21 protein-coding genes are annotated in these 22,480 nt (G+C 75.4%); 11 read left to right on the top strand and 10 right to left on the bottom strand.

Going from position 1 to position 22,480, the window contains the following annotated elements:
• Positions 1 to 117: 117 nt before the first annotated feature.
• The gene (locus tag ACFCLZ_RS07300; RefSeq protein WP_380283940.1) at positions 118 to 534 is read left to right on the top strand and encodes a cupin domain-containing protein; all 417 of its coding nucleotides are present in this window, start codon (positions 118 to 120) and stop codon (positions 532 to 534) included.
• A 47-nt stretch (positions 535 to 581) separates the two neighbouring features.
• Here ACFCLZ_RS07300 and ACFCLZ_RS07295 read toward each other — a convergent pair whose 3' ends face one another.
• Together ACFCLZ_RS07295 and ACFCLZ_RS07290 are read right to left on the bottom strand one after the other, a co-directional pair.
• Entirely contained in the window at positions 582 to 1,241 is a 660-nt protein-coding gene (locus ACFCLZ_RS07295) for a transglycosylase family protein (RefSeq protein WP_380283939.1), read from the bottom strand.
• Between the two features lie 294 nt (positions 1,242 to 1,535).
• The gene (locus ACFCLZ_RS07290) at positions 1,536 to 1,970 is read right to left on the bottom strand and encodes a DUF5997 family protein (protein ID WP_380283938.1); all 435 of its coding nucleotides are present in this window, start codon (positions 1,968 to 1,970) and stop codon (positions 1,536 to 1,538) included.
• A 58-nt stretch (positions 1,971 to 2,028) separates the two neighbouring features.
• Here ACFCLZ_RS07290 and ACFCLZ_RS07285 point away from each other — a divergent pair, with 58 nt between their 5' ends.
• Complete coding sequence (locus ACFCLZ_RS07285; protein ID WP_380283937.1) at positions 2,029 to 2,856, top strand: LysR family transcriptional regulator substrate-binding protein; 828 nt, start codon at positions 2,029 to 2,031, stop codon at positions 2,854 to 2,856.
• Between the two features lie 187 nt (positions 2,857 to 3,043).
• Here the strand turns inward: ACFCLZ_RS07285 and ACFCLZ_RS07280 are convergent, their stop codons facing one another.
• Together ACFCLZ_RS07280 and ACFCLZ_RS07275 are read right to left on the bottom strand one after the other, a co-directional pair.
• On the bottom strand, positions 3,044 to 4,045 hold the full coding sequence (locus tag ACFCLZ_RS07280) for a DUF1648 domain-containing protein (RefSeq protein WP_380283936.1): 1,002 nt from the start codon (positions 4,043 to 4,045) through the stop codon (positions 3,044 to 3,046).
• Entirely contained in the window at positions 4,042 to 4,389 is a 348-nt protein-coding gene (locus ACFCLZ_RS07275) for a GntR family transcriptional regulator (RefSeq protein ID WP_380283935.1), read from the bottom strand. The genes ACFCLZ_RS07280 and ACFCLZ_RS07275 overlap by 4 nt, the downstream gene beginning before the upstream one ends.
• 92 nt (positions 4,390 to 4,481) lie before the next feature.
• On the opposite strand from ACFCLZ_RS07275, the gene ACFCLZ_RS07270 reads away from it, so the two are divergent.
• Complete coding sequence (locus tag ACFCLZ_RS07270; RefSeq protein WP_380283934.1) at positions 4,482 to 5,219, top strand: hypothetical protein; 738 nt, start codon at positions 4,482 to 4,484, stop codon at positions 5,217 to 5,219.
• Between the two features lie 29 nt (positions 5,220 to 5,248).
• Here the strand turns inward: ACFCLZ_RS07270 and ACFCLZ_RS07265 are convergent, their stop codons facing one another.
• Together ACFCLZ_RS07265 and ACFCLZ_RS07260 are read right to left on the bottom strand one after the other, a co-directional pair.
• Positions 5,249 to 6,925: a hypothetical protein gene (locus ACFCLZ_RS07265; protein WP_380283933.1), complete on the bottom strand. Its 1,677-nt coding sequence runs from the start codon at positions 6,923 to 6,925 to the stop codon at positions 5,249 to 5,251.
• Positions 6,922 to 7,878: an ATP-binding cassette domain-containing protein gene (locus ACFCLZ_RS07260; protein WP_380283932.1), complete on the bottom strand. Its 957-nt coding sequence runs from the start codon at positions 7,876 to 7,878 to the stop codon at positions 6,922 to 6,924. The genes ACFCLZ_RS07265 and ACFCLZ_RS07260 overlap by 4 nt, the downstream gene beginning before the upstream one ends.
• A gap of 217 nt (positions 7,879 to 8,095) precedes the next feature.
• On the opposite strand from ACFCLZ_RS07260, the gene paaK reads away from it, so the two are divergent.
• On the top strand, positions 8,096 to 9,454 hold the full coding sequence (gene paaK, locus ACFCLZ_RS07255; RefSeq protein ID WP_380283931.1) for a phenylacetate--CoA ligase PaaK: 1,359 nt from the start codon (positions 8,096 to 8,098) through the stop codon (positions 9,452 to 9,454).
• A gap of 24 nt (positions 9,455 to 9,478) precedes the next feature.
• Here the strand turns inward: paaK and ACFCLZ_RS07250 are convergent, their stop codons facing one another.
• Positions 9,479 to 10,351: a nuclease gene (locus tag ACFCLZ_RS07250; protein ID WP_380286099.1), complete on the bottom strand. Its 873-nt coding sequence runs from the start codon at positions 10,349 to 10,351 to the stop codon at positions 9,479 to 9,481.
• Between the two features lie 203 nt (positions 10,352 to 10,554).
• Here ACFCLZ_RS07250 and ACFCLZ_RS07245 point away from each other — a divergent pair, with 203 nt between their 5' ends.
• Both ACFCLZ_RS07245 and ACFCLZ_RS07240 read left to right on the top strand, forming a co-directional pair.
• A complete protein-coding gene (locus ACFCLZ_RS07245) occupies positions 10,555 to 10,911 on the top strand; it encodes an ArsR/SmtB family transcription factor (protein ID WP_380283930.1) in 357 nt (118 codons plus the stop codon).
• A gap of 150 nt (positions 10,912 to 11,061) precedes the next feature.
• Positions 11,062 to 12,360 carry an MFS transporter gene (locus ACFCLZ_RS07240; RefSeq protein ID WP_380283929.1) on the top strand — a complete coding sequence of 433 codons (1,299 nt, stop codon included), beginning with the start codon at positions 11,062 to 11,064 and terminating at the stop codon, positions 12,358 to 12,360.
• Positions 12,361 to 13,504: 1,144 nt separating this feature from the next.
• Here ACFCLZ_RS07240 and ACFCLZ_RS07235 read toward each other — a convergent pair.
• Positions 13,505 to 14,788, bottom strand: coding sequence for an MFS transporter (locus ACFCLZ_RS07235; protein ID WP_380283927.1), 1,284 nt, complete (start codon positions 14,786 to 14,788; stop codon positions 13,505 to 13,507).
• A 96-nt stretch (positions 14,789 to 14,884) separates the two neighbouring features.
• On the opposite strand from ACFCLZ_RS07235, the gene ACFCLZ_RS07230 reads away from it, so the two are divergent.
• The 4 genes from ACFCLZ_RS07230 to galK all read left to right on the top strand — a co-directional run bounded on the left by ACFCLZ_RS07230 (position 14,885) and on the right by galK (position 18,336).
• On the top strand, positions 14,885 to 15,550 hold the full coding sequence (locus ACFCLZ_RS07230; RefSeq protein WP_380283926.1) for an ArsR/SmtB family transcription factor: 666 nt from the start codon (positions 14,885 to 14,887) through the stop codon (positions 15,548 to 15,550).
• Positions 15,547 to 15,855, top strand: a complete 309-nt coding sequence (locus ACFCLZ_RS07225) for a sulfurtransferase TusA family protein (RefSeq protein ID WP_380283925.1) — start codon at positions 15,547 to 15,549, stop codon at positions 15,853 to 15,855. The genes ACFCLZ_RS07230 and ACFCLZ_RS07225 overlap by 4 nt, the downstream gene beginning before the upstream one ends.
• 103 nt (positions 15,856 to 15,958) lie before the next feature.
• Positions 15,959 to 17,185: a galactose-1-phosphate uridylyltransferase gene (galT, locus tag ACFCLZ_RS07220; RefSeq protein ID WP_380283923.1), complete on the top strand. Its 1,227-nt coding sequence runs from the start codon at positions 15,959 to 15,961 to the stop codon at positions 17,183 to 17,185.
• The gene (gene galK, locus ACFCLZ_RS07215; RefSeq protein WP_380283922.1) at positions 17,182 to 18,336 is read left to right on the top strand and encodes a galactokinase; all 1,155 of its coding nucleotides are present in this window, start codon (positions 17,182 to 17,184) and stop codon (positions 18,334 to 18,336) included. The genes galT and galK overlap by 4 nt, the downstream gene beginning before the upstream one ends.
• Before the next feature lie 52 nt (positions 18,337 to 18,388).
• Here galK and ACFCLZ_RS07210 read toward each other — a convergent pair whose 3' ends face one another.
• A complete protein-coding gene (locus tag ACFCLZ_RS07210; RefSeq protein ID WP_380283921.1) occupies positions 18,389 to 19,549 on the bottom strand; it encodes a serine hydrolase domain-containing protein in 1,161 nt (386 codons plus the stop codon).
• A 368-nt stretch (positions 19,550 to 19,917) separates the two neighbouring features.
• Between ACFCLZ_RS07210 and ACFCLZ_RS07205 the strand changes: the two genes are divergently transcribed.
• Positions 19,918 to 20,301 (top strand): VOC family protein, encoded by a 384-nt coding sequence (locus ACFCLZ_RS07205; protein WP_380283920.1) that lies wholly within the window; start codon positions 19,918 to 19,920, stop codon positions 20,299 to 20,301.
• Positions 20,302 to 20,370: 69 nt separating this feature from the next.
• Here ACFCLZ_RS07205 and ACFCLZ_RS07200 read toward each other — a convergent pair whose 3' ends face one another.
• Positions 20,371 to 22,299 (bottom strand): glycoside hydrolase domain-containing protein, encoded by a 1,929-nt coding sequence (locus ACFCLZ_RS07200; RefSeq protein ID WP_380283919.1) that lies wholly within the window; start codon positions 22,297 to 22,299, stop codon positions 20,371 to 20,373.
• Between the last annotated feature and the right edge of the window lie 181 nt (positions 22,300 to 22,480).

The raw sequence follows: 22,480 nt of genomic DNA, 5'->3' as shown, positions 1-22,480 counted from the left end.
GCCCACGGCTTCCCGGGTGTCCTTCGGCGCCCTGGCGGGACGGGCGGAGGTGTGGTCCCATCGGCTCCAAGGGGCGGGCCGGGGGGCACCGCCGGAGCGGAGAGGGGTCGGGTGGGCATGGGCGAGCAGCCGTTCCGCACCACGGAGACCGGGGACGCCCCGGTGGTCCTCGCCCCGGACGGCGCCGTCGTCCGGCCGCTGCTGGCCCTGGACGGCCTCGGCAGCCAGGCGGTCTTCGAACTCGCCCCCGGCGCGGTGACCAGGGCGGTGTCGCACACCACCGTCGAGGAACTCTGGCACGTCACCGGCGGCAGCGGGCGGATCTGGCGGCGGCAGTCCGGCCGGGAGAGCGTGGACGCGCTGCGGGTGGGGACATCGGTCTCGGTGCCGCTGGGGACGGCCTTCCAGTTCCGGGCGGACGAGGACAGCCCCGGCCCGCTGCGGATCGTCGCCGTCACCATGCCGCCCTGGCCGGACGGCTCCACCACGGAGGCCCGCCCCGAGCGCGGCCCCTGGCAGCCCACGGTGGGCTGACGGGGACCGCTCCCGGGGCGGGCGGGGCGGGGTGGACGCGGCGAGCGTCAGAGCGGCAGGTCCAGCTCCTGGCCGGGCTGGATGAGGTCCGGGTCCTCGCCGAGTACGGCCCGGTTCCGTTCGAACAGGGCGGGCCAGCCGCCGGGGAGCCGGAACCGTTCGGCGATGCTGTCCAGGGTGTCGCCGGGACGCACCGTCCAGGTGCCGGATCCGTCGGCGGGGGCAGGCGCGGCGGGGGGAGGCGCGGCGGGCGTCCCGCTCGTGGTCTCCTCCTCGTCGGCGGGCGGCGCCTCGTGGACCGGCCGGGTGCCGACCGCCGGCCGCTCGCTGGTGCGGGTGGCGCGGGCGCCGCAGACCGGCCACGGCTTGAGGCCGCGCCGTTCGGCGAGCCGGTCGGCGACGGCGATCTGCTCCTCGCGGCTGGCGAGGTCGGCGCGCGGGGCGTAGGCGAGGCCGCCGTTCTCCCGCCAGGTCGACCGGTCGAACTGGAGGCCGCCGAAGTAGCCGTTTCCGGTGTTGATCCTCCAGTTTCCGCCGCTCTCGCAGGCGGCCACCCGGTCCCAGTCGATCACGGCCCCCCGATCGGTGCCCGTCCCACCTCCCCGACCCGGTGGCGCGGCGTGTGCCGCAGGGGCGGCGAGGACGGCGGCGGCCAGGGTGCAGACGGCGGTGGGGAGCAGGCGGCGCAGGTGCGCGGTGGGGGGCATCGGCGGCTCTCAGGTCCGGGGACAGGGCGTGGGCCGCTCGGGGAGCGGCGCGTTCCACCGACGCACGCCGGGGGCGCCGTTGCGCCGCCGACACGTCGGCCGGGTCACCCGACCGGCTCCGCGCCACCACCCGACCGGCCCCCGGCCCGTTCGCGCCCCGCGACCGCCCCGCGACCGCCCCGCGCGCATCCCGCCCAGGCCGTCCGGAGCCCTTCCGGGCAGACGACGGCCCCCCGGCGCGAACGCCGGGGGGCCGGGGGAGGAGCGTATTCGAAAAGGCGGTGAAGCCGCAGGTCAGCGGGCCTGCTGGCGCTCGGCCGCGGCGGCGGCCTGCTGACGCCGCTTCTCCTCCTTCTCGTGCATCTCCTTGACCCGGGTGGCCTCCTTGCGGACCTCCGCCTGGATCGTGCGCTCGCGCCGGAGCCACTCCGGGTTCTCGTCGCGCAGCTCCTCGATCTGCTCGGTGGTGAGCGCCTCCGTGATGCCGCCGCGCGCCAGGCCGGACGCCGAGACGCCGAGGCGCGAGGCCACCACGGACCGCGGGTGCGGGCCGTTGCGGCGCAGGTCCTGCAGCCACTGCGGCGGCTCGGTCTGCAGGGCGGTGAGCTCCTCGCGGGAGATCACGCCCGACTGGAAGTCGGCGGGGGTGGCGCCGAGGTAGACCCCGAGCTTCTTCGCCGCCGTGGCCGGCTTCATGGTCTGCGTGGTCTTCTGCTTGAGCGATGTCATGGTCACCAGGGTAAGCGAGCGGACGCCGCCCCCCGTCACGGTCGGTAGCCTTGGTCGGGTGACAGAGATGCAGGTGACACCCTCGTTCCGGCTGGCGTACGTCCCGGGCGTGACCCCCGGCAAGTGGGCGCGGGTCTGGTCGGACCGGCTGCCGGACGTTCCGCTCGCCCTGGTCGCGGTGGACGCCGCCGACGGCGAGCCGACGCTGCGGGCGGGCGACGCGGACGCGGCGCTGGTGCGGCTGCCGGTCGACCGGACCGGTCTGAGCGCCATCCCGCTGTACACCGAGACGACGGTGGTGGTGTTCCCGAAGGACCACTGGCTGGCGGCGGCCGAGGAGGTCACCGTCGAGGACCTCGCCGACGACGTGGTCTTCCACCCGCTCGACGACACCCTCGAATGGGAGCAGCTGCCCGGCCGGCCCGCCATCGAACGCCCGGCGACCACGGCGGACGCGATCGAGCTGGTCGCGGCCGGCGTCGGCGTGCTCCTCGTCCCGCAGTCGCTGGCGCGCCTGCACCACCGGCGCGACCTCACCTACCGGACGATGACGGACGCCCCGCAGTCCCGGGTCGCGCTGTCCTGGCCGGAGGAATTGACCACCGACCTGGTGGAGGAGTTCATCGGCATCGTGCGCGGCCGCACGGTCAACAGCTCCCGCGGCCGCGGCCAGACCGCCGCCGCGGCCCAGCCCCCGGTGAAGCAGCAGCCCCCGGCGAAGCAGCAGCCCGGCTCCGCCAAGGGCGCGGGCAAGGGCAGGTCCACCGGCGGCCGACCGACCACGGGCCGCACCGCCACCGGCGGCGGCCGCCCCCGCGGCGGCTCCGGCTCCTCCTCCGGCGGCTCGGCGGCCGCCCGCCGCGGCCGCCCCAAGCGCCGCGGCTGATCCGGGGCCGAGCCGCCGGGTCGGGGCCGGGTGCTCCCCCTGCTGTCCCTGGACAGCTCGTCGGTGCGGCGGGCGACCGGGCCGCGTTCCTCCGGCCGCCGCAGCCGTTCGGTGACCGCGGCGCCCGGGGCGATGGCCTCCCGGGCGAGTCGGGAGGGCGCCCGGCTCGCGGGCTCGGCCCTCGGGCTCAGGTGGGCGGCGCCGGGGTGTCGTTCCGGTGGGCGGTCACGGCGTTCAGCAGGGCGGCGCCCCGCTCGGCGTCGTCCACGCTCACCGCGAAGTCCGCGCCCTTGCGGGGGCGGACCACCAGGCACTCGCCCCGGCGCAGCATCACCGTGGTGCCCAGGCCGCTCAGCCGGTAGCCCCAGCCGCCCACCTGGGCCGGGGTGCGGTGCTCGGACCGGGCCGAGGCGATCTCCTCCGGCGCCCAGTGCCGGGAGGGCCGGCCGAACGGGCCGAACGCCACGGTCAGGCCCTGTTCGGTGACCCGCGCCCGCACCGACGAGCAGACGGCTCCCGCCACCGCGACGACCGCCAGCGGCGCGGCGATGGCCCAGGCCAGACCGCCCAGCCCGGCGAACCCGGCCAGCGCGGATCCCGCCGCGCCCAGTCCCGTCACCGCGGCCAGCAGGCCGAGCCAGGGGTTGGCCGCCCGGGAGAGCCAGACGGCGCGCTGCCCGTCCGGGAGTTCGAGCCGCGGTCCGTCGGCGGCCGTCACGGCGCGCGGCCCGGGGGCCCCGCGCCGGGCGAGCCGCCACGCCGCCAGGCCGGCGCCGACCGCCGCCGCCAGGATCAGCGCCACCTCGGCGCCCAGCGGCCGGGCCTCCTGCCAGCTCGCGCGGTCGAGGTTGGCGGAGACGATCGAGAGCTGGGCGCCCGTCAGGAGCACACCCCAGAAGGCGAGTCCGGCGGCCGCCCAAGGCCGCGCCTGCTCCCCGCCGCGCCGGCGGGCGACGGCGCCCGCGGCGACCGCGACCGCCCAGGCGCAGGCGGGGGCCAGTGCCGCGGCCGTCAGCGACATCGAGCCGTCCGGGTGGGTTCCGCTCCAGTGCGTGGCCACGGGCTCCGGCAGCCGGCCCCGCGCCGTCCACGGAAGTCCGAGCAGCAGCACGAGCACCCCGGACGCCCCGGTGGCCCACAGTGCCGCCGTCCTGCCGCGCCGTCCGTCCCGCCGCGCGCCCTCGCTCATTCCAGCCCCCTGATCATCTCGACGAGCTCCTCCCGGCCGAATCCGGCGTGCGCCGCGTCGGCGACCAGCCGGCGTACCGCGTCCAGCAGTTCGGCACGCCGGTCGGCGCCCTGCGCGACGGTGACGCCGCGCCCGCGCCGGAACTCCAGCACCCCTTCGTCGCGCAGCGCCCGCAGCGCCCGCAGCACCGTGTTCGCGTTCACCCCGAGCGCCGCCGCCAACTCCCGTGCGGGCGGCAGCCGTTCCCCGGGTGCGCACTCGCCCTCCCCGACGGCCCGCCGGACCGCCGCCGCGACCTGCTCGTGCAACGGCCGTGCGTCCCCGGCCTCCAGCTTCAGCAACATGGTGCTAGTGACGGTAGCACCATATTGCTGTCCGGCCAGGGGTGAGGACTCCTCCGGTGCCGAGAGGCGGGGCGGGCTGGTTGGATGCCGGTATGACGGACTGGTCCCGACTCACCCATGCCCATGGTCCCGCCGACGACATTCCGGACCTGTTGGACCGGCTCGTCTCGGCCCCGGACGCCGACCTCTGGAGCGACCTGTGGTCGGCGCTCCACCACCAGGGCACCGTGTACCCGGCCAGCTTCGCGGCGCTGCCCTGGCTGGCCGGAAGGGCCGGGTGCGGGGAGCGGGAGCAGGAGGTCAACGCCCTGCTCCTGGCCGGCGCGATCCTGGCCGGAGCCGGGCAGTCCGACGGGGCGGGCGAGGTCCGCGCGCGGTTCGCGGCGGAGACCGCCACCCTGCTGGCGGCGGTGAACCGGCACCTTCGGACCGAAACGGACCCCACCGACTACGTCCACCTGCTGGAGGCCATGCTGGGCTTCGAGGGCACTGCCGGCTGGAGCGAGGAGCTGGCCTGGGGGATCGTCAACGAGGAGTACCAGATCGCCTGCCCGGGCTGCGAGGTCGATGTGTTCATCGCCCTCGGCGAGCGCGGGTTCTTCTCGGCCGCCGAGGACTACGTGCTCGCGAAGGCGGACGTCGAGACCCGTCCGCTGAGCCCCGCGGCCCCCGCCGAGCTCGACGGCATCGGCCGGCGCCTTCACGATCTCGCGCTCGCCGACGGCCGGCGCGAGGTCGCCGGTGTGCTGACGTACGTCTTCGGCCGTGCGGTCTGCCCCGTCTGTGAGGTCGGCTTCGCCGTCGCCGACGGGATCGTCTCCGACCGGTGACGGCGGTGGCGGCCCGCCCGCCCGGGTGGTCAGCTGCGCAGGGCACGGCGGGCGGAGGTGGTGAGGAGGGCGGTGGCGAGGAGGGCGAGGGCCAGGGCGGTGACGAGGACCGGAGAGGGCCCGGCGGGGTGGCCGGCACGGCGGACGGTGCCCATGAAGTCGAGGGCGGCGACCTGGTTCACCGCCAGGTACCAGAGCGGGAGGTAGAGGGCCTGGAAGAGCCGGTGGGTGCGGGAGAGGGTGCCGAGGGCGAGGGCCAGCGAGGGGATGAACAGGGCGCCGGCCGACCAGGCGGCCACGCCGGCGGTGTCGCCGGCCGCCGCGAGGCGGACCAGGACGCCCGCGCCGACCAGGGCGGTGAGCAGGACCCCGGCGGCCCATTCGGCGAGCAGCCGGGCGCGGGCGGCCGGGTAGGCGGCGAGCAGGGCCTCCAGACCGTACTCGGCCGAGCGGCTGCCCAGGCGGGACCAGAGCAGGACCGGCCAGACCCAGGCGGCGGGCAGCAGCGCGCCCGCGCCGGTGTCCGGCGGGACGGCGAGGCCGGCCGCGACCAGGCCGGCGGCGGCGAGCCACCACCGGCGCGAGGCGTCGGCGAACAGCATCCGGGCCTCCCCGAGCAGCAGTCGGCCGAAGCCGGGGCCCGCTCCCGCGCCGGCCGGGGCCGTGGCCGGGGCCGTGGTGGGCAGGGTGAGCGGGAGGGCCGGGGGAGCGGCGGGCGCCGGCGCCGGCTCGCGGCCGCCCGCGAGCGGCCGTCGCTCGGCCGAGGCGCCGCGCGCCGGGTCGAAGCGGTCGAACCAGAGCGCGGGCAGCGCGGCGAGTGCCACCGCGAGCAGCACCAGCAGCAGCCGCTGGGCGAGGAAGCCGCCGTCCAGGCCCGCGCCGTCCCACCGGAACGGCTCCAGTGGGCCGTCCACCTTGGTCAGACCGAGGCTGAAGTCGTCGCCGCCGAGGTCGACGCCGCGCGCGGCCAGCCCGTCGCGCAGCGAGGCGGCCACCGGCCCGAGGCCCAGCCCGCCGAGCGGGGCGCCGTCCCGTTCCCCGGCGATCAGCAGGAGCGGGGCGCAGGCGAACCAGACGACGTTGCCCGCACCGCCGCGCAGCAGCGGCACCGTCTCGAACAGGACGGCCAGCGCCGCCGTCGCCACGAGCAGCGGCAGCGTCAGCACCAGGAAGGGCGTCAGCAGGGCGAGCGGGTCGAGGGAGCGGTCCTCGCCCCGGACCAGTTGCAGGGCGGGCGCGGTGAGCGCGAGCACGCCGAGCATCGACGCGAGGACCAGCAGGTTGCCGAGGAACTTCGCGAGCAGCAGCTCGGCGGTCCGCAGCGGCGTCGCGGCGAGGACCTGGCCGACGCCGGTCTCCTCGTCGCGCCCGAGCCCCTTGCGGACCACGTAGAACCCGCCGAGGGTGAGCCAGAGCGCGCCGGCCAGGGCGGTCGCGGCGCCGACGTACGCGCTGGTGTACTCGCCCCGGTAGCGGCCCAGCGCGAGGATCGCCCAGTGGCTGTCGGCGGGCGGGACGGCGAGCAGGCCGAGGCCGACGGCGGCCAGCAGCGTCACCGCGTAGGCGGGCCGGCGGACCCGGTCGCGGAAGTCGCCGAGGGCGAGCCGCCAGAGGCGGGCGAGCAGGCCGGCCCGGGTCGCGGCGCGGAGGCTCGCGGTGGGGAGGTCGGCGGCGGGGAGGTCGGTGGCGGGGAGGCTCGCGGTCATCGCCGCACCTCCGGGCGGTCGTTCGCGGCGGCCGGCCGGACCAGGCCGAGGTACGCGTCCTCGAGGTCCGGCGCGACCGGCACCGCGTCGGCGAACGGCGAACCGTCCGCGAGCAGCCGCAGCCGCACCCGGCCGTCCCCGGTGCGCACCATGCGGCTCACCACGTACCGCGCCTGCACGGCCGGCACCGCCTGCGGGTCGACCAGGACCTCCCACACCCGGCCGGCCTGGCCGTGCAGCAGCTCCTCCGGGCTGCCCCGGCGCAGCAGCCGCCCGCCGGCGACGACCGCGATGTCCCCGGCCACCGACTCGATGTCCGAGACGATGTGGGTGGACAGCAGCACCACCCGCTCCTCGGCGAGCGCGCTCAGCAGGTTGCGGAAGCGCACCCGCTCCTCCGGGTCGAGACCGGCGGTGGGCTCGTCGACCACGATGACGCGCGGATCGCCGAGCAGCGCCTGGGCGATGCCGACCCGGCGCAGCATGCCGCCGGAGTACGCGCCGAGCGGTCGGCGCAGCGCCTCGGTGAGGTTCACCAGGGCGAGCAGCTCGTCGATCCGGGCCCGAGCGGAGCGGGCGGAGAGGCCCTTGGCGGCGGCCAGGTAGCCGAGGAACTCCCGGGCGGTGAGCTTCGGGTGGACGCCGAAGTCCTGCGGGAGGAAGCCGAGTTCGCGCCGGAGCAGCTCGGGCTTGGCGAGCACGTCGGCGCCCCGGTAGGTGAGCCGGCCGGCGGTGGGCCGGGTGATGGTGGCGACGATCCGCATCAGTGAGGACTTGCCCGCGCCGTTCGGCCCGAGCAGGCCGAGCAGCCCGGGGCCGAGTCGCAGCGTGAGGCCGTCGACGGCGCGCTTGCCGCCGCGGTAGACCTTGCTGACGTCGGTCAGTTCGAGGTGGGGCGGGTCGTTGTGGCGGGCACCGGGTCGGGTGTCGGGTCGGACGTCGGGTCGGCTCATGTGATCTGCTCTTCCGGCGGGTGCGTGGACGGTGGCTGACGTCGACGAGCGTCCCCGATCGGCGGGTCGCTGCCATCTGCCGTTCGGCAGAGATCGGGCTCGGCGAAGGACGGAGGTCGGCGCGCGCCGACCCTTGACAGGTGGTTCGGGTACTGGATTACTTGGCCCCATCAAGGGCCAACCGAATGATCGGTCGGTTTTGCTGGAGGGAGGCGCGATGAGCGGCGGAACGGCGGACCCGGGTGGAACGGCGGCACCGGAGGCGGCGCGACTCGGCGAAGCCCCGCCGGCCGGTCTGCTGGACGCCGGCGAGCGGATGACCCGCGAGGAACTGCGCGCGCACCAGCTGAAGCACCTGCGGGCCACGCTGCGCCACGCCTACGACAACGTCGAGCTGTACCGCCGCAGGTTCGACGCGGCCGGCGTCGCCCCCGAGGACTGCCGCACCCTCGCCGACCTCGCCCGCTTCCCCTTCACCACCAAGGCCGACCTGCGCGACACCTACCCGTTCGGCATGTTCGCCGTCCCGAAGGAGAAGGTCCGCCGGATCCACGCCTCCAGCGGCACCACCGGCCGCCCCACCGTGGTCGGCTACACCGAGCACGACCTCGACGTGTGGGCCGACGTGGTGGCCCGCTCGATCCGGGCGGCCGGCGGCCGCCCCGGCCACACGGTGCACATCGCCTACGGTTACGGCCTGTTCACCGGCGGCCTGGGCGCGCACGCGGGCGCCGAACGGGCCGGCTGCACGGTCGTCCCGGCGTCCGGCGGCATGACGGCCCGGCAGGTCCGGCTGATCCAGGACCTCCGCCCCGAGATCATCATGGTCACCCCGTCCTACCTGCTCACCCTGCTCGACGAGTTCGAGCGGCAGGGCGTCGACCCGCGCACCACCTCGCTGCGGGTGGGCATCTTCGGCGCCGAGCCGTGGACCGAGGAGATGCGTGCCGAGATCGAGCGGCGGATGGACCTGCACGCCGTCGACATCTACGGCCTCTCCGAGGTGATGGGGCCCGGCGTCGCCCAGGAGTGCGTGGAGACCAAGGACGGCCTGCACATCTGGGAGGACCACTTCTACCCCGAGGTGGTCGACCCGCTGGCCGACGACGTGCTGCCGGACGGCGAGAGCGGTGAACTCGTCTTCACCACGCTCACCAAGGAGGCGCTGCCGGTGATCCGCTACCGCACCCGCGACCTCACCCGGCTGCTGCCCGGCACCGCCCGCCCCGCCTTCCGCCGGATGGCCAGGGTGACGGGGCGCTGCGACGACATGATCATCCTGCGCGGGGTCAACGTCTTCCCGACCCAGATCGAGGAGGTCCTGCTGCGGGTGCCCGCCGTCGCGCCGCACTTCCAGCTCCGGCTGACCCGGCGGGGCCGGCTGGACCAGCTGACGGTGCGGGTCGAGGCGCGCCCGGACGCCGCCCCCGAACAGCGGGACGCCGCCGCCGCGGCGATCGCGCGGGGCGTCAAGGACGGGGTCGGCGTGAGCGTGGACGTCGAGGTGGTGGACCCGTACAGCCTGGAGCGCTCGGTCGGCAAGATCCGCCGGATCGCGGACCTGCGGGAGGGCTGAGTCGCAGGAGGGCGTCGCCGGGCGTCACTTCTCGACGAGCACGACGTCCTCGATCGGCCGGGTCATCCGGACCGTGTCCCCGCTCACCTCGACCAGGTGCTGCAGGCCGCGGACGGCCGTCCGCCGCTCCGGGACGCGGAACTCCTCGCCCTCGCCGGCCAGATAGGCCGGGAAGGAGTCCAGTGCGGGGCCGAACAGCCGGAGGTAGTCGGCGAGCCGGCGGAACAGCTTGGGCAGCAGCACCTGCTGATCGGTGATCGAGGCGAGGCCGGTCACCTTGGCGCCGTCGGTGGTGAGGTCGTTCTGCCAGACGCTGCCGGGGGCCCTGGCGGCGCGCGCCTGCCCGGCGACGGCGGCCAGTTCGGCCCGCAGCACGTCGGGCAGGCTGCTGTAGAAGGTCGGGTATACCAGCCCGCGCGCGAGCAGGTGGTGGTTGGCGGTCTCCCGCAACAGGTCCACGCCGAGGGTGATCCGCTCGCCGCTGCGCGTGCCGGCCGGCGGCTTGCCGCGTCCGACCAGGGCGATGGCGCGGCCGTGGACGTCGGCGCCGGCGGTCAGCACGTACCCGGGCACGGTCTCCGGGGTCGCGGCCGTCACCTTCTCGTCGGCGTTCCGGACGACGTCGGTGAAGCCGAGCCAGGCGATCAGTTCGTCGCGGGCCGCGTGCGCGCCGAGGTCGAGCGGCTGGTGCACGGTTCCGGGGCCGACGCCCGTGTAGTGGGTCTCCAGCGCGTCGATCGCCTCCAACCGCACGGTGCCGCCGCCGGTGCTGTTGCGCTTGACGCGGTGGCCGCCCGGCACGTCGTGCCAGAAGCCCGGGTCCTGCGGGGTGAAGTGGACGGTGTCGCCGTCGGGTTGGCTGTCGACTATTCGGTAGGTGCCCTTGATGACGAGCATGGACACGGTCGCCTCCGCTGGTGGGTCTGCCCCGGGTGGGTGTGGCGCCGGTGGGCCGGGGCCCCGGCGGCCTCATTCTGGCGGCGGGAGGCGGCGCGGCGGGGGAACGGTCCGGTGAACAGCGGGGGGCGCTGCGGCGGGGGGCGTGAACCGGGCTGTGCGGGGCGGGTGAACGGTGCTCGCGCGCCCTCTAAGCTGAGCCCATGAGCGGGAGCGTCCAGGTATCAGGTGCACATGCGTCGCAGCACTCCGGCACGGACGAACGGTTGGACGTGGCCGCCGGGATCCTCGCCCTGCTCGCCGACCGCACCCGGCTCGCGCTGCTCCAGCGGCTGAGCGAGGGCGAGGCGGACGTGACCACGCTGACCGAGGCCGCCGGCGCGGCGCGCCCGTCGGTCAGCCAGCACCTCGGCAAGCTGCGGCTGGCCGGGCTGGTGTCGACCCGCAAGGACGGCCGGCGGGTGGTGTACGCGCTGCGGCACGGGCACCTGCGGCGGCTGGTCCACGAGGCGCTGAACGTGGCCGACCACCAGATCAGCGGGCTGCCCCCGCACGACTGACCGCCGTGATCCGCCGCCCTGCCGGGGCGGGCCTTCTCCTCACCAATGCGTGCACACGTATGCACATGTTGCCCTATTCTGGAGGGACGGCAGCCCGAACGTGGCGCCCCGGCCTGCCCGGGCCCGCGCCGAGTCCGAACGGAGTCCCCGATGCTCTCCGTCCTGCGCAACCGCACCTACCGCCACCTGTTCACCGCCCAGGTGGTCGCCCTCGCCGGCACCGGCCTGGCCACCGTGGCACTGGGCCTGCTCGCCTACGACCTGGCCGGGCCCGCGGCCGGCTCGGTGCTCGGCACCGCGCTGGCGATCAAGATGGTCGCCTACGTGGGCATCGCCCCGGTCGTCGCCGCGCTCGCGCACCGGATCCCGCGCCGCCGGCTGCTGGTCGCCGCCGATCTGGCGCGCGCCGGGGTGGCGCTCGGGCTGCCGTTCGTCGGCTCGGTCTGGCAGGTCTATCTGCTGATCTTCGTCCTGCAAGCGGCCTCGGCGACGTTCACCCCGGCGTTCCAGTCGGTGATCCCCGAGGTCCTGCCCGAGGAGCGCGACTACACCCGGGCGCTGTCCCTCTCCCGCCTCGCCTATGACACCGAGAGCCTGGTCAGCCCGGTCCTGGCCGCCGGACTGCTGGCGCTGGTCGGCTACCAGTGGCTGTTCTGGGGGACGGTGACCGGCTTCCTCGCCTCGGCGGTCCTGGTCGTCTCGGTGGCCCTGCCGGGCCGCGCGAACCGGGCCGGGGCGGCGGTGGCCCGCCCGGCCGGGGCGCTCGGCGCGCGCTCGCTGGCCGGGATCCGGCTCTTCCTCGCCGTCCCGCGGCTTCGGGCGCTGCTCGCGCTGGACCTCGCCGTGGCCGCCGGCGGGGCGATGGTGATCGTCAACACCGTCGTTTACGTCCGCGACCAGCTCGGCCGGTCGGCCGGCGACGTGCCCCTCGCGCTCGGCGCGTACGGCGGCGGGTCGATGGCGGTCGCGCTGCTGCTGCCCCGGGTGCTCGACCGGGCCGCCGACCGCGCGGTGATGCTGCCCGCGGCCTTCGCCGTCGCCGGACTGCTCGCCACCCTGGCGGTGGTCACCGCGGCGGGACGGACGGCGGGCGGCGGCGGTGGATGGCGCTGGCCGGCGCTGCTCGCCCTGTGGGCCGGGCTCGGCGCGGCCGGCTCGCTGATCCTCACCCCGGGCGGCCGGCTGCTGCGCGCGGCGGTGCCGCCGGCCGCCCTGCCCGCCGCCTTCGCCGCGCAGTTCTCGCTCTCCCACGGCTGCTGGCTGCTCGCCTACCCCCTGGCCGGCTGGCTCGGCGCCACCGCCGGGCTCCCCGCCGCCACCCTGGCCCTCGGCGCCCTCGCCCTCGCCGCGGCCGTCCTCGCCACCCGCCTGTGGCACCCGACCCCGGCCCCCCGCCCCACCCCGGCCCGCCTCCGCCCCCTCTCCCGGCACCGTTCGGCCGCCCGCTGACGCTCCGGCAGCGGGGGATTTCCCTCGGCAGTGGTTCCACCGTCGCCCGGCGGTTCGCCGATGCCCTGGTGGTGGGTGGGTGGTCTCTCCGCTCCCTGTCCCGGCACCGTTCGGCCGCCCGCTGACGTTCCGGTGGCGGGGGATTTCCGCCGACGCTGGTTCCACTGTCGCCCGGCGGTTCGCCGATGCCCTGGTGGTGGGTGGGTGGTTTCTCCGCTCCCTGTCTCGGCACCGTCCGGGCGCCCGCTGACGTTCCGGCGGAGGGTGTTGGGGAGGGGATCTCCCTCGGGACTGGTTCCACCGTCGCCCGGTCGTTCGCCGACGCCTCGGTGGTGGGTGGGTGGTCGGTGGGCCGGTGTCGGTGTGGCTTGTTCGTCGGGATGTTGCGTCCGGGCTGCGTTTGTTCGAATGCCGGGTAGGGGTGCGTCGGGTGGTGGCACGACGAGGGCGGTCCTCGCCGCAGCCCTACCGGCAGCGCAGGAAGTCGGATCCGCCGACTTCCTGCTCCCGGTGGTAGGCGCGTGTCAGGTGAGTGCGGTCGGGGCGGAGCCTTGCTGTCTGGCGGGGGAAGTCGGATCCGCCGACTTCCCCGCCCGGTGGTAGGCGCCCGTCAGGTGAGCGCGGTCGGGGCGGAGCCTTGCTGCCCGGCGCAGGAAGTCGGACCCGCCGACTTCCTGCTCCCGGTGGTAGGCGCGTGTCAGGTGAGTGTGGTCGGGGCGGAGCCTTGCTGCCTGGCGGGGGAAGTCGGATCCGCCGACTTCCTGCTCCCGGTGGTAGGTGCCTGTCGGGTGAGTGCGGTCGGGGCGGAGCCTTGCTGCCCGGCGCAGGAAGTCGGACCCGCCGACTTCCTGCGCGGGGGGCGGGGCCGGTGGCCGTGGCCGTGAGGGTGGGCGGTGTGTGGCTCGGGGCGGCGTGGGAAGTCGGCATGCTCGACTTCTCACGCCGCCCCGGGGCAGGTCGTGGGAGGGGGCTCGTGTCTGCCGGCGCCGGTGTTCGGTGTGGTGCCCCCGCCCGGCAGCCGGGCGGGGGCGGCAGGGAGGGCAGTGCTCCGTCCCTGTCGCGCTCGCCCGCTCGCCGGCCCGTCGCGTCCGGCCTGCGGCCGTTGCGAGGTCTGGTCGGCCTGCCGGGAGGCGGAATCGTCTCCTCAGCGGGCGTCGGCGCGAGCCGGGCGGGGGTGGGTCTCGTACATCCGTACCGCCACCACCGCGCCCGCCACGGCGGTGAGGGCGGCGACGGCCCAGATGGCGGTGGTCAGGCCGTAGGCGTCGGCGAGCGCTCCGGCGAGGAGGGCGCCGACGGCGAAGCCGCCGTCGCGCCAGAGCCGGTAGACGCCGACGGCGCGGGCGCGCCAGGCGGGGTGGGCGACGTCGCCGATGACGGCGAGCAGGGTCGGGTAGACGAGCGCGGTGCCGGCGCCGAGCAGGATCTGGGCGAGCGCCCACACCTCGAAGGTGGTCCCGGCGGCGACCAGGCCGATCGCGACCGCCTGCACGAGCATCCCGGCCGTGATCAGGTGCTTGCGGCCGATCCGGTCGGACCACCAGCCGGTCAGGATCTGGCCCAGACCCCAGACCGCCGGGTAGAGGGCGGCGAGCAGGCCGATCCGGCCGATCGACAGGCCGTGCGCGGCGAACAGCAACGGGAAGATTCCCCAGGCCAGGGCGTCGTTGAGGTTGTTGACCAGGCCCGCCCAGCTGGCCGAGGACAGGGCCCGGTCGGTGAGGCTGGTGGTGCGGGCGACCTGGCCGGTGGTCAGGGCGCCGTGGTGGCCGGGGTCGGCGGGGGCCGGGTGGAGGGCGGCCTCCGCCCGGGCGTGGTCGCGGGTCTCGCGCACGGCGAGCGCGGACAGCCCGAGACCGAGGGCGGCGTACGCGATGCCGAGCAGGAACGGCTGCGGGCGCAGTCCCCAGTGCGCGGCGATCGCGCCGGTGCCGATCGCGGTGGCGGCGACGGCGAGGTAGCCGGCGGCCTCGTTGAAGCCCATCGCCAGGCCCCGGCGGGCGGGGCCGACCAGGTCGATCTTCATGATGACGGTGGTCGACCAGGTCAGACCCTGGCTGACGCCGAGCAGGACGTTCGCGAACACCACCCAGCCCCAGGTCGGCGCCCAGATCAGCAGCAGTGGCACCGGGAGGGCGAGCAGCCAGCCGGCGACCAGGACCGGTTTGCGGCCGTAGCGGTCGCAGAGGGCGCCGGCGAAGAAGTTGGTGACGGCCTTGGTCGCGCCGAACGCCACGATGGAGGTCAGCGCGGCCGTGTGGGCGGAGAGGTGGAAGGTGCGGTCGGCGAGCAGCGGCAGGACGGTGCGTTCCTGGCCGAGCATGCCGCCGACCAGGGCGTTCACCGCGACCAGCAGGGTGAACCGGGCGAGGTTGGCGCGGAGCCCGAGCCGGACGGCGGGGCGGGGAGGGGACACGGTGGCGGTCACGAACCGTCCTCCAGAATGGGCGGGATCCGGGTGGCGGCCGGGTGGCATGCCCACCTCGCCGCTTCTACAATAATCCATGGATTTATGGAGGAAGCCATGGGAGATCCCGCACGCAAGGCCGCGCTGTTCGACGCGCTGGCCGCCACGGGCAAGGCGCTGTCCAACGGCAAGCGCCTGGAGCTGCTGGACCTGCTCGCCCAGGGCGAGCGCAGCGTCGACGCCCTCGCCAAGGCCGCCGGGCTCGGCCTGACCACCGCCTCCGCCCACCTGCAGACCCTCAAGCAGGCCGGGCTGGTGGCCACCCGCCGGGACGGCGTGCGCATCCACTACCGCCTCGCCGGCGACGACGTCGCCGCCCTGTACGCGCAGCTCCAGCGGGTCGCGCTCGCCCACCTGGCGGCCACCGGGCAGGCCCGCGCCGCCTATCTCGGGCCGCCGGACACCGGCCACCTCACCCGGGAGGAGCTGCTGGCGCGGGTCAAGGCGGGCACCGCGACCGTCATCGACGTGCGCCCGGCCGAGGAGTACGCCGCCGGGCACATCCCCGGTGCGCTGTCCGTCCCGCTGGACCAGTTGGAGGCCCGGCTCGCCGAGCTGCCCGCCGGGGTGGAGGTCGTCGCGTACTGCCGGGGCGCCAACTGCGTCCTCGCCCACGACGCCGTGCGGCTGCTCACCGTGCGCGGCCGCAGCGCGAAGCGGCTCGCCGACGGCATGCTCGAATGGCGCCTGGCGGCCCTCCCGGTCGAGGCGGGCGCCGCGTGAGCGCCCCCGCGACCGGGGTCGGCGAGCCCGGGGCGGTCCTCGTGGACGGCACCGGCATGCTCTGCGTCACCCTGCTGCTGCACCTGCGCAAGCGCATCGCGGGCCACCCTGCCGGGACGACGGTGCACATCGTCAGCACCGACCCGGCGGCGCCGCTCGACCTGCCGGCCTGGTGCCACCTGACCGGCCACCGCTACCTCGGGCCCGTCCCCGACCCGGAAGGGCGTGACGTCTACGCGCTCCGGCTCGCGGCGGACCCGACGCCGACCCGGCCCGACGCCCCCTGGCATCCGGCCACCGGCTGAAGCCTTGACGCCGGTCGCCCCCACCCCCGGCGTGCATGTTGGTTCCTGTTCGATATTGTTTGGTCATGTGGTTGAAGGGAAGCCCCATGAGAGGGAGCACGTCATGCCCGCGACGGTGACCGACCCGGCCGGGCCGGCCGGTACGACGACCAGGACTGTCACCGAACTCGCCGACGGCCGCGAGTTGATCTACTACGACCGGGGCGCGCCGCCCGCCGGCCGGACGGTCGCCGACCGCCGGCCGCTGGACGCCGCCGCGCCCTCCTCCGAGGTGCGGCTCGACCCGCTGACCGGCGCCTGGGTGACCATCGCCGCCCACCGGCAGGCGCGCACCTACCATCCGCCGGCCGACGAGTGCCCGCTCTGCCCCAGCCGGGACGGACGGCTCAGCGAGATCCCGGCGGCCGACTACCAGGTGGCCGTCTTCGAGAACCGCTTCCCCTCGCTCGCGGGCGAGCCCGGCACCCACCCCGTGCCGTCCGCCGACGGCGACCCGCTGCACAGCCGCCGCCCCGGGGTCGGCCGGTGCGAGGTGGTCTGCTTCACCGCCGACCACGACGCCTCCTTCGCCGAACTGGACGAGGACCGCGCCCGTCTGGTGCTCGACGCCTGGACCGACCGCACCGCCGCGCTCGCCGCCCGGCCCGGCGTCCGGCAGGTGTACTGCTTCGAGAACCGCGGCGCTGAGATCGGCGTCACCCTCGCCCACCCGCACGGCCAGATCTACGCGCTGCCCTTCATCACGCCACGCACCGCCCGGATGCTCGACCAGGCCGCCCGGCACCGCGCCGCCACCGGCCGCAACCTGTTCGAGGACCTCCTCGCCGCCGAGCGGACCTCCTCGCGCGTCGTGCTCGCGGGGGAGCACTGGACGGCCTTCGTGCCCTTCGCCGCCCGCTGGCCCTACGAGGTCCACCTCCACCCGCACCGCCGGGTCCCCGACCTCACCCACCTCACCGAGGCCGAGCGCGCCGAGTTCGCCCGGGTCTACCTCGAACTGCTGCGCCGGTTCGACAACCTCTTCACCGACCCCGCCGACGACGGCCGCCGCGTCCGTGCGCCCTACATCTCCGCCTGGCATCAGGCGCCCGCCGGGCAGGAGGCCGAATTCGCCCTCCACCTGGAGCTGTTCACCGTCCGGCGGACGGCCGACAAGCTCAAGTACCTGGCGGGCACCGAGTCCGGCATGGAGGCGTTCATGAACGACGTCGCCCCGGAGGACGCCGCCCGGCGCCTGCGCGAGGCGGCGGCCACCGTCCCCACCGTCCCCACCGCTCCCACCGCCCCCACCGCCCCCACTGCTCCGACCGACGGAGGACCGCAGGGATGACCACGACCGGCACCACGCTCGGCAACACCTTCGAAGCGCTCTACGGACACGCCCCCGAGGGCGTTTGGGCGGCCCCCGGCCGGGTCAACCTGATCGGCGAACACACCGACTACAACGACGGATTCGTGCTCCCGATCGCGATCCCGCAGGCCGTGCGGGCCTACGCCCGCCGCCGGGCCGACGGGGTGCTGCGGCTCACCTCGACCCGGGTGCCCGGCGAGGTCGTCGAGCTGGACGTCGCCGGGCTCGCCCCGGGCGGCGTGGCGGGCTGGGCCGCGTACCCCGCGGCCGTCGTGTGGACGCTGCGCCGGGCCGGGTACGAGGTGGGCGGCGCGGACGTGCTGCTCGACAGCGACGTGCCCGCCGGCGCCGGCCTCTCCTCCTCCGCCGCGCTGGAGTGCGCCGTCGCCACCGCGTACAACGACCTGTACGGACTGGGGCTGGAGCCGGCCGAGGCGGCCCTGCTCGCGCAGCGGGCCGAGAACGAGTTCGTCGGCGTGCCGTGCGGGATCATGGATCAGATGGCCTCGATGGTCTGCCGCGCGGGGGCCGCCCTGCACCTGGACGCGCGCGACCTCTCGGCCCGGCACGTGCCGCTCGACCTGGCGGGCGCCGGCCTCACCCTGCTGGTCCTCGACACCCGGGTGCAGCACGACCTCGCCGACGGCGCCTACGCCGCCCTGCGGGCCGGCTGCGAACGGGCCGCGGCCCTGCTCGGACTGCCCGCCCTGCGCGACCTCGCCCCGGCCGACCTGCCCGCCGCTCTCGGGCAACTGCCCGCCGACCTGGTCCCGTTGGTGCGGCACGTGGTGACCGAGAACGACCGGGTCGAGCGGGCCGTCGACGAGCTGGAGCGGCACGGTCCCGCCGCGCTCGGCCCGATCCTCACCGCCGGCCACGCCTCGCTGCGCGACGACTACCGGACGTCCTGCCCGGAGACCGACCTCGCGGCCGCCACCGCCGTCGCCGCCGGAGCCCTCGGCGCGCGGATGACCGGTGGCGGTTTCGGCGGTTCGGTGATCGCCCTGGTGGCGACGGAGCGGGCGGAGGCGGTGGCCGAGGCGGTGGTCGGCGCCTTCGCGGCGGCCGGGTACGCCGAGCCGCAGGTGTACCGGGCGGTTCCCGCGGAAGGGGCCCGCCGGGAGGCCTGACGACGCCTCCCGGCCGGTCCTGTCCCGCCCTGTTCGCTCGGCTCGGCTCGGCTCAGCTCGGCCGGCCCGGTTGGCCCGGTCGGCCGCAGAACTCGGCCTCGGCCAAGGGGAGTTTGTCGCGGAACCAGTCGGCGTTGGCGTTGAGCGCCAGGACGTGCCGCCCGTCCCGGGTGGTCAGCGCCAGCGTCGACGACCCGTGGATTCCGCCGTCGTGTCCCCAGACGGTGACACCGCAGGAGAGCGTCCCGGAGCCCAGGCCGAGACCGCCGCTGCCGTGCGGCCCGGGGGTGGTCATCTCGGCCAACTCGGCCGGGGGAAGAAGCCGTCCGCGCATCAGGGCGGAGAGGAAGCGGGTCAGGTCGGCAGTGGTGGAGACGATCTCGCCCGCGGATCCGGCCATCGACGGGTTGAGCTCGGTGACGTCCAGGGGTGTCGCCGAGCCGCCGAACAGCGTCGAGTAGCCGCGCGCGTGCGGCCGGGGCAGGCCGGTCGTGGTGCCGGGCACGCTCGTCCCGGTCAGGCCCAGCGGCCGGATGATCCGCCGCTCCACCTCCTCGCCGTACGGGCGGCCGGTCACCCGCTCGATGACCATCCCGGCCAGCAGGTAGTTGGTGTTGGAGTACCGGTGCGAGGTCCCCGGCGCGAAGACCGGGGGATGGGCGACCGCGATCCGCACCAACTGCTCCAGGCTGTAGGTGTCGTAACGCCGGGTCAGGAAGGCCGGCGCGAACAGGGCCGCGCCCATCCCGGGGTCGTCGCCGTAGTCGAAGACGCCGCTGGTGTGGTTGAGCAACTGGCGTACGGTGATGGCCGATCCGTCGTTCCCGTTCCCGCTCACCAGGCCGGGCAGCCACCGCTCCACGGTGTCGTCGAGGTCGAGCCGCCCCTCGGCCTGGAGCTGGAGCACCACGGTCGCGACGAAGGGCTTGGTCACGCTGCCGATCCGGAACCGCTCCCGGGGTGACCGCGGCTGCCCGGTCGTGGTGTCCGCCACCCCGGTGGCCGTCGACCAACTCCCCTTCTCGTCAACGGCGGTGGCGATCATACCCGGCAGTGCGGAGGTCCGCAGGCTCTGCTCCATCGCCGCCCCGGTCGCCGCGTGCGCGGGCCCGCCGGGCGCGGCGGCCGCCGGCGCCGCCGCCCCCGCCGTCAGAGCCGCGGCCACGGCCACCGCGCCCACTGTGCGTCGAACTGTCCTGCTGCTGTGCGTCATTCGTTCCTCCGAGGTCCATGACGCCCGCCCCCCGGAACCAGCCTCCGCCGAGGCCGGCGCGGGCCGGATCCTCCTGCGGACCGATCGTTCCCGGAGATCTCCCGGAGCGGTTCCCGGACAGGGCCCCGCCCCCACCCGGTCGGGCGGGGGCGGGGCCCGGCGCGGGCCCGGCCCGGTTCGCCGGGCGGTCACGAGGAGTTCCGCCCGAGGTGGCGGGTCGGTTACCGACGGGCACTGACGCACCGCAAAGTACGGTCTTCTGTCCGGGAGTTCATCCGCCTACGGTGATTCGGTACCTGTCGAAGACCCGGCGTTCGGCGGATTGACACCGGATGTCACCGAAAGCCGCCGGACGACTCGGAGCACCGATGGCCATCCTCAAGACCTACGCCCGGCTCTGGGCCGACGGCGTGGACCACGCGCTCCCGCTGCTGCGCACCCTCACCGGGGCCGAGCCGGACCTGCTGTTCCGCTTCCACGAGATCGAACTCGCCGCCATCGGCGACTTCCTGGTGATCGCCGGCCCGCCCGCCGAACGGGCGAAGTACGCGCACGCCTCGGCGACCGTCGTGGTCTCCGACCTCGACGAGCTGCGCGAGGTCCTGGAGGCCGCCGGCGCCGTCGTCACCACCCCCGAGACGGCCGCCCCGACCGGCCGCTTCCTCTACGCCCGCCACGCCGACGGCGCGGAGGTCGAGTACGTCGAGTGGGTCCCGGAGCTGGTCCGCCGGATCGTCGACCGCGAGTCCTGACGCAGAAGACGGCGGGCCGCCGCGGGACGGATGTCCCGCGACGGCCCGCCGGTCCTGCCGGGGCCGGGGCTACCAGCGGCCGACGACCGGCCGGTCGCCCCGGTTGCCGAAGCCGACGTTGTAGACCACCGTCGGGGCGTCCTTGGCGGCGCCGAAGAAGGTCGCTTCGGTGGCGCGGTAGACACCGACCTGGTCGGTCCCGTCGCCGTCCCAGTCGCCGACGATCGGCGTGTCGCCCGGGTTGCCGAAGCCCAACTGGTGGTCGACCTGGCCGACGGCGTTGGTGTCGCTCAGGTAGAAGGTCTGGTTGACCGAGCGGTAGACGCCGATGGTGTCCTTGCCGTCGCCGTTCCAGTCGCCGATGACCGGGGTGTCGTTGGGGTTCCCCATCGCCACCACGATGCTGACGGTGGCGTTGTCGTTGGTGAGGAAGAACTTCGCGTCGGAGGGGCGGAACACGCCGATGGTGTCGGTGCCGTTGCCGTCCCAGTCGCCCACCACCGGGATCTCACCCGTGGTGCCGAGCTGCTGGGAGACGGCCACCGTGCTCCCGTCGTTCGACAGGGCGAAGAGGTTGGTGGACGGCCGGAAGATGCCGATGCTGTCCTTGCCGTCGCCGTTCCAGTCACCGGTCAGCGGGCGGTCGCCCGGGTCGCCGTACGTCGTGGAGCCGGCGACGCCGCCGTTGGCGTCGGCGGTGAAGAACTGCCGCGTGGACGGGCGGTACACGCCGACCAGCGAGCGCCCCGGGACGCGGGCGGTGAGCTGGACGTCCAGGTAGTTCTGGTCGATGCCGACCTTCCGGCCGCCCCAGGTCTCCTCGATGTTGCCCTGGAACTGGTGCACCCGCTGGTGGTCGGCCCACATCGTCGCGGGGACCCTCGGGTCGTTGGTGGTCTGGTCGTTGTTCCAGTTGGCGGTCCACAGCGCGTCGGGCATCGTGTAGCCGTTGCCCTGGTGGGCCACCAGGTCGGCTATACCGGTCGAGCTGCTGCTGTAGTAGCCCGCGTTGTAGCCGAGCTCGTGCAGCCGGGCGGACCAGGCGGACACGAACGGCAGGACCTTGGCCGAGTACAGGTCGACCTTGTACGACTCCATGTTGAAGTACAGCAGCGAGCCGGTGCCGAACCCGAGGGCGGCGGCCTGGGTGGCGGCGTCGTCGGCGGCGGCGCGGCCCTCGGCGTCCGGCGAGACGATCTGGTGCGCCTGGGTGCCGGCGTACAGCGGCAGGAACTTCCAGCCGGCGTTGGCCTGGCGCTGGACCCAGGAGGCGGTCAGGTTGGGCTGCGAGCAGGCCCGTCGGGCCCCGCCGATGTAGATGCCGACCGCCCGGTACGGCGAGGCGGTCATCCAGGCGTCCATGGTGGCGTTGTCCTGCGCGGTGCAGGCGTCGAAGCCCAGGCCGGTGTAGTTGGTCAGGTCCGCGGCGGCGCTGCTGAGCGTCGCCGCGGCGGCGGCCGGCGCACCGGCGGCGGGGGCACCGGCGGCGGGGGCCGTGCCCTTGGCCTGCGCACCCTTGGCCGGGGCGCCCTTCGGCGCGCCGGTCGGCAGCCCGGCGCTGGCCAGGACGCGGCGGATCAGCGCCTGGTCGCCGTCGTAGGTGCCGGTCGCCCGGATCCCGGGCGCCGTGGCCACCACCTCGTGGCCGATGGCGTTCACGGTCGTACCGGCCGGCGCCCCGCCGTCCGCGGCGGGCTCGACCAGCAGGGCCTCGGTGCGGCCGGTCAGCCCGGCCGGACAGTTCTGCTCGGCGCCGGGCGTGCCCAGGTAGACGGCGTGGCGGTCGAACCGCACGCACGCCGTCGGGTCGGCGGCGAGGTCGACCACCGGCCAGCTCTCCGGTACGGAGAAGCTGTGGCCGAGGTAGGAGACGTTCTTGACCGGGTCGGCGGCCGGCGCGGCCTGTGCCGTGCCCGCCGCGCCTCCCATCAGGGTCGCCGCCGCGAGGGCGGCGGCGGCACCGCGCCAACGCTGCGGTGCGGAAGTGCTTCCGAACAACACGGTTGAGTCCCCCTCAAGTCGCGGCCCGCCCTCCCGGCGCGGCCGGGTGATCGATCACCGCTAGGGACAGTACCCGCAGGCGCGTGCGAAAACTGCTCCGGGTACCCACCAAATCTCCCGGCGACGCCGGGACCATGGTCCCGCCGGTTTCACCCGTCCGGCCCTGGCGGCGGGCCGG

This window comes from Kitasatospora purpeofusca, assembly GCF_042691725.1.
GTDB classification, from domain to species: domain Bacteria; phylum Actinomycetota; class Actinomycetes; order Streptomycetales; family Streptomycetaceae; genus Kitasatospora; species Kitasatospora purpeofusca_B.
The sequence above is the reverse complement of the archived record's forward strand: the minus strand, read 5'-3'. Positions and strand labels throughout refer to the sequence as shown.

Excerpts from the sequence above, each read along its gene's own strand:
- paaK (WP_380283931.1), top strand. The coding sequence starts at position 8,096 with ATGAGCGGCGGAACGGCGGACCCGGGTGGAACGGCGGCACCGGAGGCG.
- ACFCLZ_RS07205 (WP_380283920.1), top strand. The coding sequence starts at position 19,918 with ATGGCCATCCTCAAGACCTACGCCCGGCTCTGGGCCGACGGCGTGGAC.
- ACFCLZ_RS07250 (WP_380286099.1), bottom strand. The coding sequence starts at position 10,351 with ATGCTCGTCATCAAGGGCACCTACCGAATAGTCGACAGCCAACCCGAC.
- ACFCLZ_RS07265 (WP_380283933.1), bottom strand. The coding sequence starts at position 6,925 with ATGACCGCGAGCCTCCCCGCCACCGACCTCCCCGCCGCCGACCTCCCC.
- galK (WP_380283922.1), top strand. The coding sequence starts at position 17,182 with ATGACCACGACCGGCACCACGCTCGGCAACACCTTCGAAGCGCTCTAC.
- galT (WP_380283923.1), top strand. The coding sequence starts at position 15,959 with ATGCCCGCGACGGTGACCGACCCGGCCGGGCCGGCCGGTACGACGACC.
- ACFCLZ_RS07290 (WP_380283938.1), bottom strand. The coding sequence starts at position 1,970 with ATGACATCGCTCAAGCAGAAGACCACGCAGACCATGAAGCCGGCCACG.
- ACFCLZ_RS07210 (WP_380283921.1), bottom strand. The coding sequence starts at position 19,549 with ATGACGCACAGCAGCAGGACAGTTCGACGCACAGTGGGCGCGGTGGCC.
- ACFCLZ_RS07295 (WP_380283939.1), bottom strand. The coding sequence starts at position 1,241 with ATGCCCCCCACCGCGCACCTGCGCCGCCTGCTCCCCACCGCCGTCTGC.
- ACFCLZ_RS07280 (WP_380283936.1), bottom strand. The coding sequence starts at position 4,045 with ATGAGCGAGGGCGCGCGGCGGGACGGACGGCGCGGCAGGACGGCGGCA.
- ACFCLZ_RS07245 (WP_380283930.1), top strand. The coding sequence starts at position 10,555 with ATGAGCGGGAGCGTCCAGGTATCAGGTGCACATGCGTCGCAGCACTCC.
- ACFCLZ_RS07270 (WP_380283934.1), top strand. The coding sequence starts at position 4,482 with ATGACGGACTGGTCCCGACTCACCCATGCCCATGGTCCCGCCGACGAC.
- ACFCLZ_RS07260 (WP_380283932.1), bottom strand. The coding sequence starts at position 7,878 with ATGAGCCGACCCGACGTCCGACCCGACACCCGACCCGGTGCCCGCCAC.
- ACFCLZ_RS07300 (WP_380283940.1), top strand. The coding sequence starts at position 118 with ATGGGCGAGCAGCCGTTCCGCACCACGGAGACCGGGGACGCCCCGGTG.
- ACFCLZ_RS07230 (WP_380283926.1), top strand. The coding sequence starts at position 14,885 with ATGGGAGATCCCGCACGCAAGGCCGCGCTGTTCGACGCGCTGGCCGCC.
- ACFCLZ_RS07275 (WP_380283935.1), bottom strand. The coding sequence starts at position 4,389 with ATGTTGCTGAAGCTGGAGGCCGGGGACGCACGGCCGTTGCACGAGCAG.
- ACFCLZ_RS07240 (WP_380283929.1), top strand. The coding sequence starts at position 11,062 with ATGCTCTCCGTCCTGCGCAACCGCACCTACCGCCACCTGTTCACCGCC.